The sequence below is a fragment of the Pseudomonas vancouverensis genome (genome assembly GCF_004348895.1).
GTDB classification, from domain to species: domain Bacteria; phylum Pseudomonadota; class Gammaproteobacteria; order Pseudomonadales; family Pseudomonadaceae; genus Aquipseudomonas; species Aquipseudomonas vancouverensis.
Genome location: NZ_RRZK01000029.1, coordinates 61,388 through 76,274 on the forward strand (window position 1 = coordinate 61,388; position 14,887 = coordinate 76,274).

At 58.3% G+C, this 14,887-nt stretch carries 11 protein-coding genes and 1 other RNA gene; all 12 read right to left on the bottom strand.

What is annotated here, in order from left to right; translation table 11 throughout:
• Positions 1-22 precede the first annotated feature (22 nt).
• The 12 genes from hsdR to EIY72_RS20850 all read right to left on the bottom strand — a co-directional run bounded on the left by hsdR (position 23) and on the right by EIY72_RS20850 (position 14,815).
• Complete coding sequence (gene hsdR, locus EIY72_RS20790) at positions 23-2,449, bottom strand: EcoAI/FtnUII family type I restriction enzme subunit R (RefSeq protein WP_093226821.1); 2,427 nt, start codon at positions 2,447-2,449, stop codon at positions 23-25.
• A gap of 311 nt (positions 2,450-2,760) precedes the next feature.
• Positions 2,761-3,054 carry a hypothetical protein gene (locus EIY72_RS20795; RefSeq protein WP_093226820.1) on the bottom strand — a complete coding sequence of 98 codons (294 nt, stop codon included), beginning with the start codon at positions 3,052-3,054 and terminating at the stop codon, positions 2,761-2,763.
• Positions 3,051-4,031 carry an integrase domain-containing protein gene (locus EIY72_RS20800; RefSeq protein ID WP_093226819.1) on the bottom strand — a complete coding sequence of 327 codons (981 nt, stop codon included), beginning with the start codon at positions 4,029-4,031 and terminating at the stop codon, positions 3,051-3,053. Before EIY72_RS20800 ends, EIY72_RS20795 begins: the two co-directional genes overlap by 4 nt.
• On the bottom strand, positions 4,009-4,368 hold the full coding sequence (locus EIY72_RS20805) for a hypothetical protein (RefSeq protein WP_093226818.1): 360 nt from the start codon (positions 4,366-4,368) through the stop codon (positions 4,009-4,011). Before EIY72_RS20805 ends, EIY72_RS20800 begins: the two co-directional genes overlap by 23 nt.
• Positions 4,352-5,752, bottom strand: coding sequence for a YfjI family protein (locus tag EIY72_RS20810; RefSeq protein ID WP_093226817.1), 1,401 nt, complete (start codon positions 5,750-5,752; stop codon positions 4,352-4,354). The genes EIY72_RS20805 and EIY72_RS20810 overlap by 17 nt, the downstream gene beginning before the upstream one ends.
• A 965-nt stretch (positions 5,753-6,717) precedes the next feature.
• The gene (locus EIY72_RS20820) at positions 6,718-7,974 is read right to left on the bottom strand and encodes an integrase domain-containing protein (protein ID WP_093226816.1); all 1,257 of its coding nucleotides are present in this window, start codon (positions 7,972-7,974) and stop codon (positions 6,718-6,720) included.
• A gap of 187 nt (positions 7,975-8,161) precedes the next feature.
• Positions 8,162-8,558, bottom strand: a transfer-messenger RNA (tmRNA) gene (ssrA, locus tag EIY72_RS20825).
• Positions 8,559-8,655: 97 nt separating this feature from the next.
• Positions 8,656-8,934 carry a hypothetical protein gene (locus EIY72_RS20830; protein ID WP_093226815.1) on the bottom strand — a complete coding sequence of 93 codons (279 nt, stop codon included), beginning with the start codon at positions 8,932-8,934 and terminating at the stop codon, positions 8,656-8,658.
• A gap of 127 nt (positions 8,935-9,061) precedes the next feature.
• A complete protein-coding gene (locus EIY72_RS20835) occupies positions 9,062-11,872 on the bottom strand; it encodes an FAD-binding and (Fe-S)-binding domain-containing protein (protein ID WP_093226814.1) in 2,811 nt (936 codons plus the stop codon).
• Positions 11,869-12,540, bottom strand: coding sequence for a LutC/YkgG family protein (locus EIY72_RS20840; protein WP_093226813.1), 672 nt, complete (start codon positions 12,538-12,540; stop codon positions 11,869-11,871). The genes EIY72_RS20835 and EIY72_RS20840 overlap by 4 nt, the downstream gene beginning before the upstream one ends.
• Entirely contained in the window at positions 12,540-13,994 is a 1,455-nt protein-coding gene (locus EIY72_RS20845; RefSeq protein ID WP_093226812.1) for a LutB/LldF family L-lactate oxidation iron-sulfur protein, read from the bottom strand. Before EIY72_RS20845 ends, EIY72_RS20840 begins: the two co-directional genes overlap by 1 nt.
• On the bottom strand, positions 13,991-14,815 hold the full coding sequence (locus EIY72_RS20850; RefSeq protein WP_093226811.1) for a (Fe-S)-binding protein: 825 nt from the start codon (positions 14,813-14,815) through the stop codon (positions 13,991-13,993). Before EIY72_RS20850 ends, EIY72_RS20845 begins: the two co-directional genes overlap by 4 nt.
• Between the last annotated feature and the right edge of the window lie 72 nt (positions 14,816-14,887).

The window sequence follows — 14,887 nt, forward strand, 5'->3', positions numbered from 1 at the left end:
ATTACGACTAGTCTAAACAGTTTTACGCAGTTTTATCGTTTGTATAGAGCTGTTCTTCTAACTCGCTCAAAGCCTGTTTATATTGAGGCTTACCGCCGAATTCATTTTGGACAATTTGCATGGGGTTCCCCAAGGCTTTGAGTTTTGGCACTTTAAGCTCGGCAAGACCGGCTTGCTCTAGCTGGCTGATGCCAGCATCGGCGTACTGTTCAACCAATACGTTTAGCACGTTCTGGGCAACCTCCGAATACTTAGCGAAGTAGTTGCGCTTTTTGACATTTTCGGCGCGCTCTTTGCGGGTGAGCGGCGGCTGGTCGTAAGCTATGTGGCAAATGAGGTCGAAAGGATCCATATCCTTACCGACTTCTTCCTCCAATGCCTGCCAGATGACACCCTCGGCGGCCAACTCGTCAATCACCGCCTGTTTGCGCTCACTGTCTTTCCACTTGCGAACGAACTCATCCAGTGAAGCAAAGTGCCTTGTAACTGCTTTGCGGGTGTAATCCCTAAACGACTCGGTCACCAGCTTGCCGTCGGTGTCGTAATACTGGACGCGCTCCGCGATTTTATTAACGGCGACGCCTTTAACGCGGTATTTGACATAGGGCTCGCCTTCACCACCACCCGAACCGCAGCCACCTGTGGTGGTGTCTACATCGGTACTGCCTTCGCCTGACTCAGCGGTGTTATCTGGGCTGCCTTCATCGTCATCTTTGTTGAGCTCATCATCAAAGCTCGGGTCATCTTGGTCGATGATCTTGGTGGGATCAGTGATCATGACTTTCTCGGGGATGCCGTCGAAACGCTCATCCGCGAAGAGCTCGGTGGCCTTCTTGAAGTCGAGAATGGTAAACCAGAGCTTGTTGAACTTATCATTGATGCGGGTGCCACGACCGATGATCTGCTTGAACTTGGTCATTGATTGGATGGTTTGATCCAGTACCACCAGCTTGCAGGTTTGGGCATCGACGCCGGTGGTCATCAATTCTGAGGTGGTGGCGATAACTGGGTAGGCGCGTTTGGGGTTGATGAAATTATCCAGCTGAGCTTTGCCGATTTCATCGTCGCCGGTGATCTTCATCACGTACTTGTCGTTCTTGGAGACCTGATCCTTGTTGAGGTTGACCAGTGCACGGCGCATACGTTCGGCATGATCAATGTCGTTGCAGAAAACAATGGTCTTGGCCATGGGATCGGTGCGCTTGAGGTAGGCGGTAATGGTTTCCGCTACTAGCTGGGTGCGCTCGTCGATAACCATGACACGGTCGAAGTCTTTTTGGTTGTAGATGCGATCTTTGATCAACTCACCATTCTGATCGAGCTGACCCTTGGTTGGCCTCCAGCCCTGTAAATCGACATCCAGATCCACCCGCACCACTTTGTAGGGGGCGAGGAAACCATCCTCAATGCCTTCTTTGAGTGAGTAGGTGTAAACTGGCTCGTTGAAGTAATCGATGTTGGAGACTTCATCGGTCTCTTTGGGCGTGGCAGTGAGGCCGATTTGGGTGGCCGATCCGAAGTACTCCAGGATTTCGCGCCAGGCACTATCATCTGCGGCGCTGCCACGGTGGCATTCGTCGATAACGATCAGGTCGAAGAAGTCACGATCAACCTGTTTGTAAGCCTTCTGGTGTTCTTCTGGACCAGTAAGCGCCTGGTAGAGCGCCAGATGAATCTCGTAGGCAGGATCCACCTTACGACCAGTGATTTTGGTCATGACTGGCCCAAAGGGCTGAAAGTCATTGAGGCGGGTTTGATCAACAAGGATGTTACGGTCGGCCAGGAACAGGATGCGTTTCTTCTTCTTGGCTTTCCACAAACGCCAAATTATCTGGAAGGCAGTGTAGGTCTTGCCGGTACCGGTGGCCATCACCAGCAGAATGCGATCTTGTCCGGCCGATACGGCTTCAATGGTTTTGTTAATAGCCTGCAACTGGTAGTAACGCGGAGACTTGCCGCTGCCATCGTCGTAGTAGTCTTGGGTAATGAGCGGCAGCTGGTCTTCTGTGAAGCCCTTCCAGGCGCAGTACTTCTGCCACAGAGCCTTGGGGCTAGGGAAGTCGGCAAGAGTGATTTTACTCTCTAGCTCACCGCCTTGGGCGACAGCAGTTTTGTCGTGGAAAGCAAAACCGTCACCGTTACTGGCAAATACAAAGGGCACGTCCAACAGGCGGGCATAATCCAATCCCTGCTGCATGCCTTTGCCTATTTCGTGCTTATTGGCCTTAGCCTCTATCACGGCTAGCGGCATATTGGGTTTGTGGTAGAGCACTATGTCGGCCGATTTAACCGTTTTACGGGCACCCACCTGACCGCGAACGATGACTTTACCGTCGCGCAGCTTCACCTCTTGGCGGAGCTGAGTCATTGGGTTCCACCCTGATTGCTCGACAGCCGGAAGGATGAATTTGGTGATAATGTCCGTTTCTGACAGTCGCTTCTTATCCATTGTAATTTGCTATGCCGGCGGTATGGTTTGTGACGCAACTATACGGTAATTCGCCAAGAAATCAGCCGCTAACTGGCATCGCTTTTTGAGTCTCGGGGTCTGCCCAAAGCAGGAGTGGTAGGTCGGGGGGAGTGCAACGACCGCGGCCGACCGATTGCTATTTCGCCGTTTACGGCGGTATAGCAAACCCTACCTTGTCCCACTGTTCTAGAGCTCTGATGTTGAAAGCAGCGTCATTCGCTTGGGTAAACGCTGGTATAAGGGTTTGATGATGCCTGATTGGACTCGATAACCGCTTTGGGGGCCACTGCTCAGCCACGAGTCGAGCGTTGGATCAGCCTTGCTCGGTCATTCCCTAATCGTTTCCAGATCAATAGGGTGGTGAGGCGATAGTAATACCGGGTGGTGTCGGAATGGTCTTTCATGTGTTGAGTGAGAAACCAGCGCACATGCTTGAGCTGCCAGGTCCAGGGATTGTCACGTTGCCATCGCTGTTGAATGGCCGCTTGCATGATTCGGGCTTGGTGTAGGTGGCGCTGCTGCGTGACTTTCGAACCGGTCAGTACGCCGCTTAGGAACAGCGCCATGTCGAAGGGTTTGATCACGCCCGACCTCCAATGTAGGCCGAAACTACATCGATCCGGTTATGCCCGAGCTCAAGGCTGATATGTTGGCGCGCGTACTGATCAAGGTCGCGGTCAATGCGATAGCAGTAACCACCATTGACCGGTGCGGCGTGGCCGGTGAGCTGCTCGTAACGCTCGCAGGCGTAGGCTGCTCGCAGTTCATGAAAACACTTCAGCTCTAGTTTATGCAGCGTTTCTCGGGTGGGGAGCACGCTCTGTTGCAGGAACGCGGCGTAGCTTTCGTTTCGGGCCAGCAAGTTGCGGCTGCCGGTCGGTACTGCATGACGAGCAAACTGCAGCGCCGCCTTCACCGCTTCATTGGCTATGACCCATCGCGGTGCTGATGCCCCCGAGCGGCCACCTTTGGTGCCGTCCTGAATGTTGATACGGCCGAAGTGTTCGGCTTCGCGTTGCAGTCGCGGCAGGTTAGCCAGGATCGCTTCGCGCAGGCGCATACCGGTTGTTCGGGCCAACAGAACAATCGCGGCCACCCGCTCGTATTGCTGTTCGCCGAGCGCCTCGAGTACTCGCTGCACCTGTTGGTGGTCTTGGCCATCCGGCGCACGGGTGCGTACGCTCGAGCGCTGTTGTCCCAACGCCTGACTCGGACTGGCGATCCTCACGTCCTGATCACCGCGCATCGCCGCGAGGGTGCGGTTGACGCTGCTCAGGCGGTTCTGTGCAGTGGCAATGCAGAGTTCACCTTGCTGGATCTGCTGGCGCAGGTAAGCGGCGTAGTCTTGCAGCGTCTGTCGATCAATCTGGCGCGCATCGTTGTAACCGGGGCCGTTCTCTGACCGACACCAACGCACGAACGCTTGCCAGCGATCGCTATGCGCTCTGACCGTGGCGAAGTGGCCACCGGCAAACAGATCCTTCAGCGCTTGTGGGCCGGCGTAGCTCAGCTGGCGGCCATAGCCAAAGTTGCGACCATCACGCCGACCGACCAGTGCCATTGTCATCACCGTTTTCGTTCGTTTGCAGAAAGAGCAGCAGGGCTTTCCAGTGGGGGCTAAGCCTGTCCACCTGCTGCCAGTGTGTCGGGCGGATCAGGAGGGCGTTCTCTTGGTGTTCCAGCAGTGCCCCTTCCTCACGCAGTTGCTCGATCAGCAGGGCGATTTCGGCGGGGGCAAGAGCTGGTGTGGCGACAGCGGCGACAGTGGCGACAACCCGCGTTATTCCTGGACTGGCGTGTGGCGACAAGGTGACGACAGAAGCGGCGACATGCAGTGTTTCTGATTGCAATTGATGTTGCGCCTGGTAGCAGCGCACCGCGTCATTGAGGCGAAACATGGCGGACCTCGAAAGTTTTGGCATCGCGACTGTTCAGCCAGTTATGCGTGATCAGCTCGACGAGCAGTGTGGCGGTGTGATGGCTGCTCTTACGGGCAAAGCGAGGGCCGTTGCGATTGAGGTTGCGGATAGTGAATTGGGTCCAGCCTTTTTGCGTCAGCCAGCGCAGCAGTCGATCCGCTTCCTCACGTAAAGTGTTGATTGGCTCTTTTTCGGTCAGGCGTTGGATCTCCGCCAGGTAGTAATCCATCAGTGTTGAGGCGCGTTGAATATGGGCCTCACTCACTACATTCGCGTCTTCAATTACCGCAAGCACACCGGCGATGCGCAGCACATTGGCCGCCGCTTTTCCTGCGACGGATTGGACGCCCGCCAGTTCACCGAACTCGCCAGACTGGCATTCGATGGTGTCGTGAATATCAATCCAGGCAGTGCGAGCGCTGGGCGTCAGTTCCAGCCTGGCGGGGTTAAGTGAACCGTCTTTGTGTAGCGACAATGGCTTATCCAGCAGGGCGGTGATGCGCGTTTGGTAGCGCTGGACCTTGGCATCTCGCATCAGGTCGACTGCCTTGTACAAACGCCGACCGACCAGACGTTCGGGCCAGCTGATTAGGCAGCGGCCCAAGATGCCTTGGCCATTGATCGCCGGGTCTTTGAGTAGCTGGTTGGCCAAGTAAGGCTGTAGCATCAAATGCAGGCTGAGACGGCGATCATAGGCACGCAGGCTTTCCCCCGCCATGGAGCGCGCCCGGTCGATCGGGCTGCCATCCCACAGTGTCGACAAGGTGGTAATCGCCTTGAGCAGATTCTCTTTGCTCATGGTGCTGCCGCCCAAGAACTGGCCACCTTCATCATTGAACAAGCCCATGCTGGGTAATCCATGGCACAGACTTTTGACCAGAGCCTCAATGGTGGGTTCGGCAATGATCAGTCTCGGCGGGACCGGCTCGGACAGCTCACTGTCTTCCGCCTCCGCGTGATTCTTTGCGGTTTTGGGTTTGGCCAGGATGCTCGTAGCGGCGCGATAGGCTTTGAGTTTATCCGCATACAAGGTCCACTGCTGTCGTTCCCAGTCACGCGCCGCCTTCAGTGCGAGATGGTCCACCGCGCTTTTGCGATCACCTGAGGACGCCACCGTTAATAGGTAGAGGGACAGCGGATAGGTTCGACCGTCGAGTTGGACATTGGCATGACCCTGGCTCACCAGGGCAGCGCTGGCCAGGACCGATTGTGCAGCCATGGCGCAGGGCACGCCGATCACCTCGGCCAGTCGCTCGACCGTAGGGCCCAACAGTTTCCCGAGTGCTTCGACCGGGTAGGGCAATGGTGCCTGCTGGTATTCCAGCAAGGGTTGTGGTGGCTCGAACGCTTCGCATAGTTGCATCGGTATTCTCCTGGGATAATCGACTTCGCCCTCACTCATCCCGCCACGGTTGTTGAGTGTTATCAGGGATCAAGGCCCCTGCGGCCTGTGAGGGTTGTCCACTCACGCGGGACTGACGGCTCCTTACGACCGGGAGCTTGGGCATCTCATGATCTGGCCTCCTGAGCACCGATAACGGTGGGCGGGTGGAGGCTGCACTGGCTGACGAGTCCGGTGCCGCGAGATCCTGAGTCGGGTATGGGCTGCGAGGTGATGACCGGGGCATGCCTGACTGTCAGTCAGGGGCAGACCATTCTTTGGACTGCGGCACCATCATCGGCATCGCTGTTGCGAGTGAGCATTCGGTGTTTGTCACGCCGATTGTCACGAGGGGGAGAGCTGCAAAGGCCCGTGCGAGCAGGGCTGCAGCAGTGTGAGATGCGCCCGTCTCTTTTCTGGAGAAAGAGACGGGCGATGGGTTGACGCAAAACGTTGGCCGAGCAGGTTCGTTGCTGCAGGGCTTAAGGGTTAGCGGGTTGCCGCACTAGGCGGATCGTTAAGTAGGCGTCCATCACTCTTGCGAATGACTGTGCGAGCCTCCGGGCGCGAATCGCACTTCGGGATGAACCACCGTGATAGCGGCATGACCTTGAAGGCTCTGGTCATCTGGGTGCTGCCGAAGGCAGCGCTTTGAACCTTGGTTCTATCGGTTTCGCGGACATAGGTCAATTGGGGGAGGGCACATGGAAATGCGCCAGACTCATGCTCCGGCGTGGCTTGGAAGTCGGTGGAAATCAATAGCAAAGTGGCCGTTTGTCGTTTTTCTAATGTTAGCCCCTGAGCATGGGGATGCGAAGCCTCCCCGTGCTCAGGGGCTTAGCCGGAGAGGCAAAGAGCAAGGCGAGTTGGCGACTGTCGCCATTAGCTCAGACGGCTAGGATGTAGACGCCACGCGGCATGTCGCCAGTGTCGCCGTTGTCGCCGCCCTATCGGATCGGTACTACGTTCCGATCCCTGACCGCATTCATCGCGCTGGCTGAGAGATTGCCCGTCGACGCCTTTAAAATGTACTCGCTCCACCAAGCCATCATCGGCCGCCGGCGTTCGATGTAGTCGGCTCGGTTGTAGGCGCTGCGCACCTCATCCTTGTCGACGTGTGCCAGCGCCACTTCGATGAGCTCCGGGTCCCACCCATGTTCATTCAAGATGGTGCTGGCCATCGAGCGCATGCCGTGGCTGACCAAGCGATCCTGGAAGCCCATGCGTTTCAACGCCATATTCGCGGTCTGGCTATTGGCATGAGTACGTGGGTTTCGGTCTGCCGGGAAGACGTACTCCCGATGACCGCTATGGGACTTCAGTATTTCCAGCAACGCTATTGTTTGATCGCTCAACGGAATGCTGTGCGGACGGCGCTTCTTCATCCGCTCTGGAGGGATGGTCCAGACACGCCTTTCAAAGTCGATGTCTGCCCAGCGAGTGGTCGCCGCTTCAGCGGGGCGAGTCATGGTATGCAACTGCCATTCGATCAGGCAGCGGGTCGTGCGTTTGATACTGGCATTCGCGATTTCCAGCATGAGCTCGGGGAGCTCTTCGGGCGGAAGCGCGGCCATGTTTACTTTCTTGGGCTTTTTGAAAACCGCCCGTATGCCACTGAGCGGGTTGGCGAAGATCAGGCCGGAATTCACGCCGTAGGTCATGATCTCGTTAAGCCGTTGGCTAAGACGCTTTACCGTTTCCAGGCTGCCTTTTGCTTCGATCGGACGAAGCAATTCGATCACCATCGGCGCGGTGATTTTGGCGAGTGGCGTCGTCTTCAAGTCGGGGAACACATGTAGCGTGAGCGACCGCCAGATGTCCTCGGCGTAGGCCGGGGTGACTGAGTCTTTCTTGAGCTCGAACCAGGCGGCGGCCACGTTCTCGAAGGTGTGTTCCGTTTCTGCTCGCATGGCCTCATTCAGCGTATCGCGCTGGACCTTCGGATCGATGCCTTGGGCGAGCAGCTCGCGCGCTTCGACCGCCATCTTTCGGGCGTTCGCCAGCGAGAGCTCTGGGTAGGTACCCAAACCCATGTTGATACGGTTCTTGGTTACCGGTTCGCGGTAGTTGAAGTTCCACAGCAACGAGCCGTTGCTGCGTACACGGAGCTGCAAACCGTCGCCGTCGGTGAGGACGTAATCCTTGGACGCGGGTTTGACTCCCTTGAGCTGTCGATCGGAGAGGCGGAGGGTTTGAGCAGGCATGAGATTCTCCTCAGGCACTGATTTGGTATTCCAAAGATTAGCACTGGATGGCCTGGAATACCGTTTGGAATACCCGAATGGCTGGAACTCAAAAAATCTCAGAAGACCGCAAAAGCGCTGGAGGCCGCGGATTTACTGGGTCGCAGACACAAAAAAAGACGTCCGTGGACGTCTTTGATTGATCATTTGGTGGAGCCGGGGGGATTTGAACCCCCGTCCGCCAGTACTCCGCTGTCGGTACTACATGCGTAGCCGTGTCTATTAAGTTAACCCTCAGCGACCCGACGGGCAGGGTGCTTTGGGCGAGTTGTGTAAGTTTTAGCCGCTTCGTCCACAACGTACTGCACGGCGATTCTGTTCTATATGACAATCACTTTGGGTTTACAGACATCCCCTGGTGATTGCTGGACCCGAAGGTACCAGAAGCTCAGGGCTAAGGCTGCTTACGCAGCGAGAGCGAATTCCTGGCCGTAGTTTTCGTCATTGGCAACTATAAGAAGTTGCAACAGTGGATTTACGAGTTCTGTTACCAACTCGGCATGCACCTAAAGTTTCGCAACCGGCGTCGAATCCAAAACGGCCCCGAGTCTGATGCTCTTTGCAGCCTGTGAGCAGCAGACCTGCACAGTGTACGCCAACGCGGCCCGGAAGGCCAACCCGAAGGTTGGCCTCACGTGGCAATCAGCCTTTACCGCCTTTGTTTGCGTTCTGGATGTCCTGGATGGTCTGGGTGGTCTCGGTAATGCATTTCTCCGTGCCCTGCTTGGTGTTCTCGGCCTGATAGGCCTTGGCTGTTTGAACACTGGCCTCAACCCGGGCCTGCATGTCGGTGCCCTGGATTTGGGCCTTGGCATTGTTGAGGGTTTGCAGGTTGACCGCGCACAGATCTTCGGCGGCGAACGAGGCACTTGCCATCATCGAAGCAGTAACGAAAAGACCTAACAGTACAGAACGTTTCATGGGTATCTCCTTGAACTGATGGGCCAGGGTTCGCTGACCGTCAGCACGGCTGCCGTAGTGGGAAGGCCCCGTTTGCGAGGGGCCTTGATCGATGGACTACAGCCAGCCGTCAGGGTTCTATTTTTCTTCAGATCACCCTGGCGCGAGTCACCCGGTCCACCAGGTAGACCAGGCCGTGATAATCGATACCTCCATGCTGTGTCAGGCCGATTTCGCAGGTGCGGCTGGTGGATATCCCCTCATCACAGTGCTGCACCGCGTCCTTGAGTGAGCGCAGGGAATGCCTGTTCAGTTCAGGTGTGGTGAAGCCTTTGTCACCGGCAAAACCACAGCAATGAATGCCTTCGGGGATCACCACGTTCTTGCTGCACTTGCGCGCCAGGTCGATCAGCGCCTGGCTTTCGCCCAGATGCTGGGTACTGCAGGTCACGTGCACGGCAATCGGCGCGTCCTGGGGTGTGAACTCCAGGCGATCCATCAAGTGCGTGCGGATGAAACGCACCGGGTCGTACAGGTCCAGGCGTGTTTCGCCCAGGTCCTGAACCAGGCGCAGGGTGCAGGGGCTGGTGTCGCAATAGATCGGGTCGAGGCCGCCACGGCTGGCGTGCAACAGGGCGCCGATCAGTTCCTGGCGCTTGTGTTCGGCCTGCTCGGCGTAGCCTTTGGAAGCGAAGGGTTGACCGCAGCACAGGTTGTCGAGGTTGTCCGGATAGACCACTTGATAACCGGCCTTTTCCAGCAGGTTGCGGGTCTTGTCGTGCAGCGACATTTGCTCCTTGTCGCCCGCCGCTGGGCCCATGGCGCGTGACACGCAGGCGGCCAGGTAGACCACGCGCGGGCGGGCGTCCGTCACCGCCGGGCTGAAGCGAATGGCGCGTTCCGGCTGCGGCATGGCGTTGGTCCATAGCGGTACCTGGCCTTTGGACACTCGGGTCAGTGACGCCGAGAGCTTCGCCAGCCGCGGCGCGCCCAACAGCATGCGTGCACCGTTGGCCACGTGCAGCGTGAAGCGAGCCCCTTGCAGCGCCGTGGCGAAATGTCCTTCAAGCCAGGAAGCGGTTTTCCCATGCGTTGCCTTACGGCTGCGCAGTTTTTTCACCAGCTCGCCAGTATTGATGCCTACAGGGCAGCGTTGCGCGCACAGGCCGGTGGCGGCGCAGGTGTCGATGCCTTGATAGTCGTAGGCGGCTTCGAGTTCGGAGGTGTCGATGCCCGCACGTTTTTTCGCCTGGATGTCGCGCCAGATCACGATGCGCTGGCGCGGGCTCAAGGTCAGGCCTTTCGACGGGCAAACCGGTTCGCAGAAACCGCACTCGATGCACTTATCCACAATCTCGTCGGCGGCCGGCAGCGGTTTCAAGTGCTTGAGATGGATCTGCGGATCTTCGCTGAGCACCACGTCCGGATTGAGAATGCCATTGGGATCGAGCAGGCGTTTGAGCTGCCACATCAACTGGTAGGCGTCGCTGCCCCATTCCAGTTCGACGAAGGGCGCCATGTTGCGCCCGGTGCCGTGTTCGGCCTTCAGCGAGCCGCCGAACTCCACCGCGACGAGTTGCGCCACGTCGTCCATGAACGCCTGGTAACGGGCGACTTCTTCTGCGCTGTTGAAGCCTTGGGTGAAGACAAAGTGCAGGTTGCCTTCCAGGGCGTGGCCAAAAAGAATCGCTTCGTCGTAGTGATGTTTGTCGAACAGCTCGATCAGGCGATTCACGCCGATCGCCAGTTGTTCCACCGGGAAAGTGACGTCTTCGATGATCACCGTGGTGCCGGTTTTGCGTACGGCGCCAACGGCGGGGAAGGTGTCCTTGCGGATTGCCCAAAGCCGGGCGTTTTCCAGTGGGTCTTCGGTGAAATCGACCTGTTTTTCCACGGCAAACGAGTTCAGCGACGCCATGATCTGCGCCAGTTGTTCGTGAAGCAACGTGAACGAGGCGGCGCGGGATTCGATCAGCAACGCGCAGGCATTGTTCGACAGATGCTGTACGAAATCCGGCATGCCGGGTTTGTTCTGCACTGAGCGCAGGCTACGTCGATCCAGCAGTTCAACGGCCGAAACCGGTTGGTTTTTCAACACGGTGACCGCGTTGCAGCAGGTCTCGACATCCGGGAACACGATCAACGCCGAGGCTTTGTTCGGATGGTCGATCACCGTGTCGTAGGTGACCGCGCTGATGAAGCCGAGGGTGCCTTCGGAGCCGACCAGCAAGTGGCTCAAGATATCCACAGGCTCGTCGAAATCCACCAGGGCGTTGAGCGACAGGCCGGTGGTATTTTTCAGACGATACTTGTGGCGAATTTTTGCAGCCAGTTCGGCGTTTGCCCGGGTCTCGCGGCCCAAGGTTGCCAAGCGTTCGAGCAGTGGCGCGTGGCTCTGCCGGAACGCTGCGACGCTGGCGGCGTCTTCGGTGTCGAGACGGCTGCCATCGGCCAGTACCAGACGGATACCGGCCAGGGTGTGGTAGGTGTTTTGCGCGGTGCCGCAGCACATGCCGCTGGCATTGTTGGCGACGATGCCGCCGATCTTGCAGGCATTGATCGACGCCGGATCCGGGCCGATCTTGCGCCCGAACGGTGCCAGCCAAGCGTTGGCCTGGGCGCCGATCACCCCCGGTTGCAGGCGGATTTGCGTGCCTTGGTCGCGGATCTCCCGACCGTTCCAGTTATCCCCCAGCACGATCAGCACCGAGTCACTGATGGCCTGGCCGGACAGGCTGGTGCCGGCGGCGCGGAAGGTCACCGGCACGCGATCTCGTTGCGCCAGTTTCAGCAGTGTGACGACTTCGTCTTCTGACTCGACGCGGATCACCAGCTGCGGAATCAGCCGATAGAAACTGGCGTCGGTGCCAAAGGCCAGGGTCGACAGCGGGTCGTCAAAACGCCGTTCTTGAGGAATCAGTTGCTGCGCATCACGCAGGAAAGCCGCCGGTAGACTCATTGGTCCTCCAGGATCAACACCACCAGGTCTTTCGGACCATGGGCGCCGTACGCCAGGACCTGCTCGATGTCAGCAGTTTTCGAGGGACCGGACACCAGCAGCGCATTGGTCGGCATGCCTTGCGCCCATTCAAACTCTTGCTGCACTTGATAGAAGTTGTCGCGGATTTCGCTGGCCTTGAGCAACGCGAAATGCACCAGCGGGGCCAGGCTCATCAAGCGCGGTTCTTCACGGGTCGGCCAGAGAATCAGGCTGCCGGTGGCCGCAATGGCACCGAGGGTGCCAGTGAGGCTGGCCGGGGTGTCATTGAACAGTTCGGCTTTCCACTCTTCCACCGGGCGGTCGTAGGATTTGAGTGCCGGCAACCCGGGGTTTGTCGCCCAGTGCTGTGTGACACGTTGACCGTGAGCTGTGGTCGGCGCTATCAGCAAGCTTGGCAGTTGCCGCTCCTTGAGCAATTGCGCGAGCAGTGCTGGCCAGTCGTCAGCGGTGCTCAGATGGATTTCGGTGTGCACCGCTTCCATCAGCTTGCGCAGTTGCGGGATGCGTTGTTCCGCGCTGTAGGTGTAAGGCTGCGTCACCAGGTCGACATCGAAGTTGTCAGCTACAGGCGTGGTACCTGTCAGACTTTTGCGCAGTTTGGCGAGGATGTTTTGCTTGGCGCTCATCAACGGTCTCCCTGTTTGGCCAGATGCTCGCGAGCCATGTCATGCAATGAGCGGGCGGCGGGTTTCGGCGCGCTGTGGTTTTGCGTCCACGGGCCGACATTGTTCGGTGTGAGCGCGCGCAGGCGTGTGGCGAAGAAGCCGAACAGGCGATACAGGGTCGGCGAGCTGTTGAGCCTGGCCCAGGCGTTCCAGATGAAGCGCTCCTTGCGTGAGTATTTGCTGCCCTGACCACGCATCACCGGGTTAGGGCTGTCCGGCGCCTTGACGTTTTCCTCGCGCAGGCGGCGCAACAGTGACGGGATCGGAATTTTCACCGGACACACTTCACCGCAGGCACCACAGAGTGACGATGCGCTCGGGTGGTCCGGGACCTTGGCCAGGCCGACCATGTGCGGCGTGACGATTTTTCCGATAGGCCCGGGGTAAACCTCCCCATAGGCATGGCCGCCGATTCGTGTGTAGACCGGGCAGTGATTCATGCAGGCGCCGCAGCGAATGCAGTTCAGGGTCTGGCGCAACTCGCTGTCGGCGAAGGCCTGGCTGCGACCGTTGTCGAGCAGGACCAGGTGAACTTCCTGCGGGCCGTCGAGCTCATGTTCCTTGCGCGGGCCGGAAATCATGTTGACGTAGGTGGTGATGGGAATGCCCAGGGCCGAGCGGGTCAGCAGCGACAGCAGGGGCACCACATCGCGCAGGTTTTCCACGACTTTTTCAATACCGGTGACGGCGATGTGCACCGGTGGCACGGTGGTGGTCATGCGGCCGTTGCCTTCGTTCTCCACCAGCAGCAGGGTGCCGGTTTCGGCCACGGCGAAGTTGACGCCGGAAACGCCGATGTCCGCTTCGAAGAATTTCTGCCGCAAGACCTTGCGACCGATCTGAATAAGCTGGTCAACGTCCTTGGTGTATTCCACGCCAAGTTTGTCGTGGAACAAGGACGCGACCTGACCGGCATTCTTGTGGATCGCCGGCATGATTATGTGTGAAGGCTTCTCGTGGTCGAGCTGGACGATGTACTCGCCCATGTCCGATTCCAGGCATTCAATGCCCCGATCAGCGAGGAAATGGTTCATCTCCATTTCTTCGCTGACCATCGATTTGCCCTTGATCACTTGCCGCCCCTCGTGAGCGCGGATGATCGAAAGGACGATGCCATTGGCCTCGTCCACCGTTTCCGCCCAGTGCACTGTCACACCGTTGCGGGTCAGGTTCTGTTCAAGTTGCTCGAGCAGCTCGGGCAGCTTGGATAACGCACGGGCGCGGACGGCATTGCCCAGCGCACGCAAATGTTCTCGTTCGTGGGCGTCGCTGAAAGCCGCCGCCCGCTTGGTCATCAGTGAATCCATCGCCTTGCGAAAGTTGTTTCGCAATTGCGCATCACCCAATGCCTCGTGAGCACGGGTGCGGAAATCTTCTTCCACGGCAACCGTAGGAATAATCGCGGAAGTGCTCATTGGCCACCTCCGGTACGCTGCCAGAGGAAACTGGCCAGATGCTGACCGCGCAACGCCTCTTGCTGTTTTTCCAGCGAGCCGTTGATGTTCATCAGGCAGCCGCAGTCGGCACTCAGCACCTTGTGTGCGCCGGATTCCTTCAGCGCTCGGGTCTTGTCCGCCACCATCGCGCCTGAAATGTCCGGCATACGGACGCTGAATGTCCCACCAAAGCCACAGCACTCGCTTTCGTGGTCGTGGTTGACCCGTTCCACGTTGCTCAACTGCGCCAACAACTCGCGGCCATGCAAGTGGGTGTTCATTTCCCGGCGTGCCGAGCACGAGGTGTGCAGCGCCACCTTCACCGGCTCGCCATTGTCCTTGAGCTGCACCTTGCAGACAAACAACAGGAACTCGGCCAGTTCATAGGTTCGGGCGGCGAGCGCCTGGACCTGCTTCAACGTTTGCGGCTCATCCTTGAACAGGTCGGCGTAGTGTTCACGCAACATGCCTGCGCAAGAGCCCGAAGGCACCACCACCGGGAAGTCTCCGGCGAACAGCGCCAGTTGCGAGCGGGCGACGGTCCGCGCCTGCTCGGTGTAACCCGAGGTGTAGGCCGGTTGCCCGCAGCAGCTTTGACCTTGCGGGAATTCGACGCGAATGCCTTCGCGCTCCAGCAGGTGAATCGCGTCCATGCCCGCTTCCGGGTAGAACAGATCGACCACGCAGGTCCCGAACAGGTACACCCGTTGCGGTTTTTCGCTGGGGTATTGCCGAGGCTCGGGCAGTGGCGGGGCGACTCGGGTCGCATTCGGCACGGCGTTGTAAAAAAGCTCGCTCATCAGGCGTGTCTCCGGGTGGTCCCGGTTATTCGTCTGTAGAGGCCGCTGAATATAGACAGGCAAGCTTTCAGC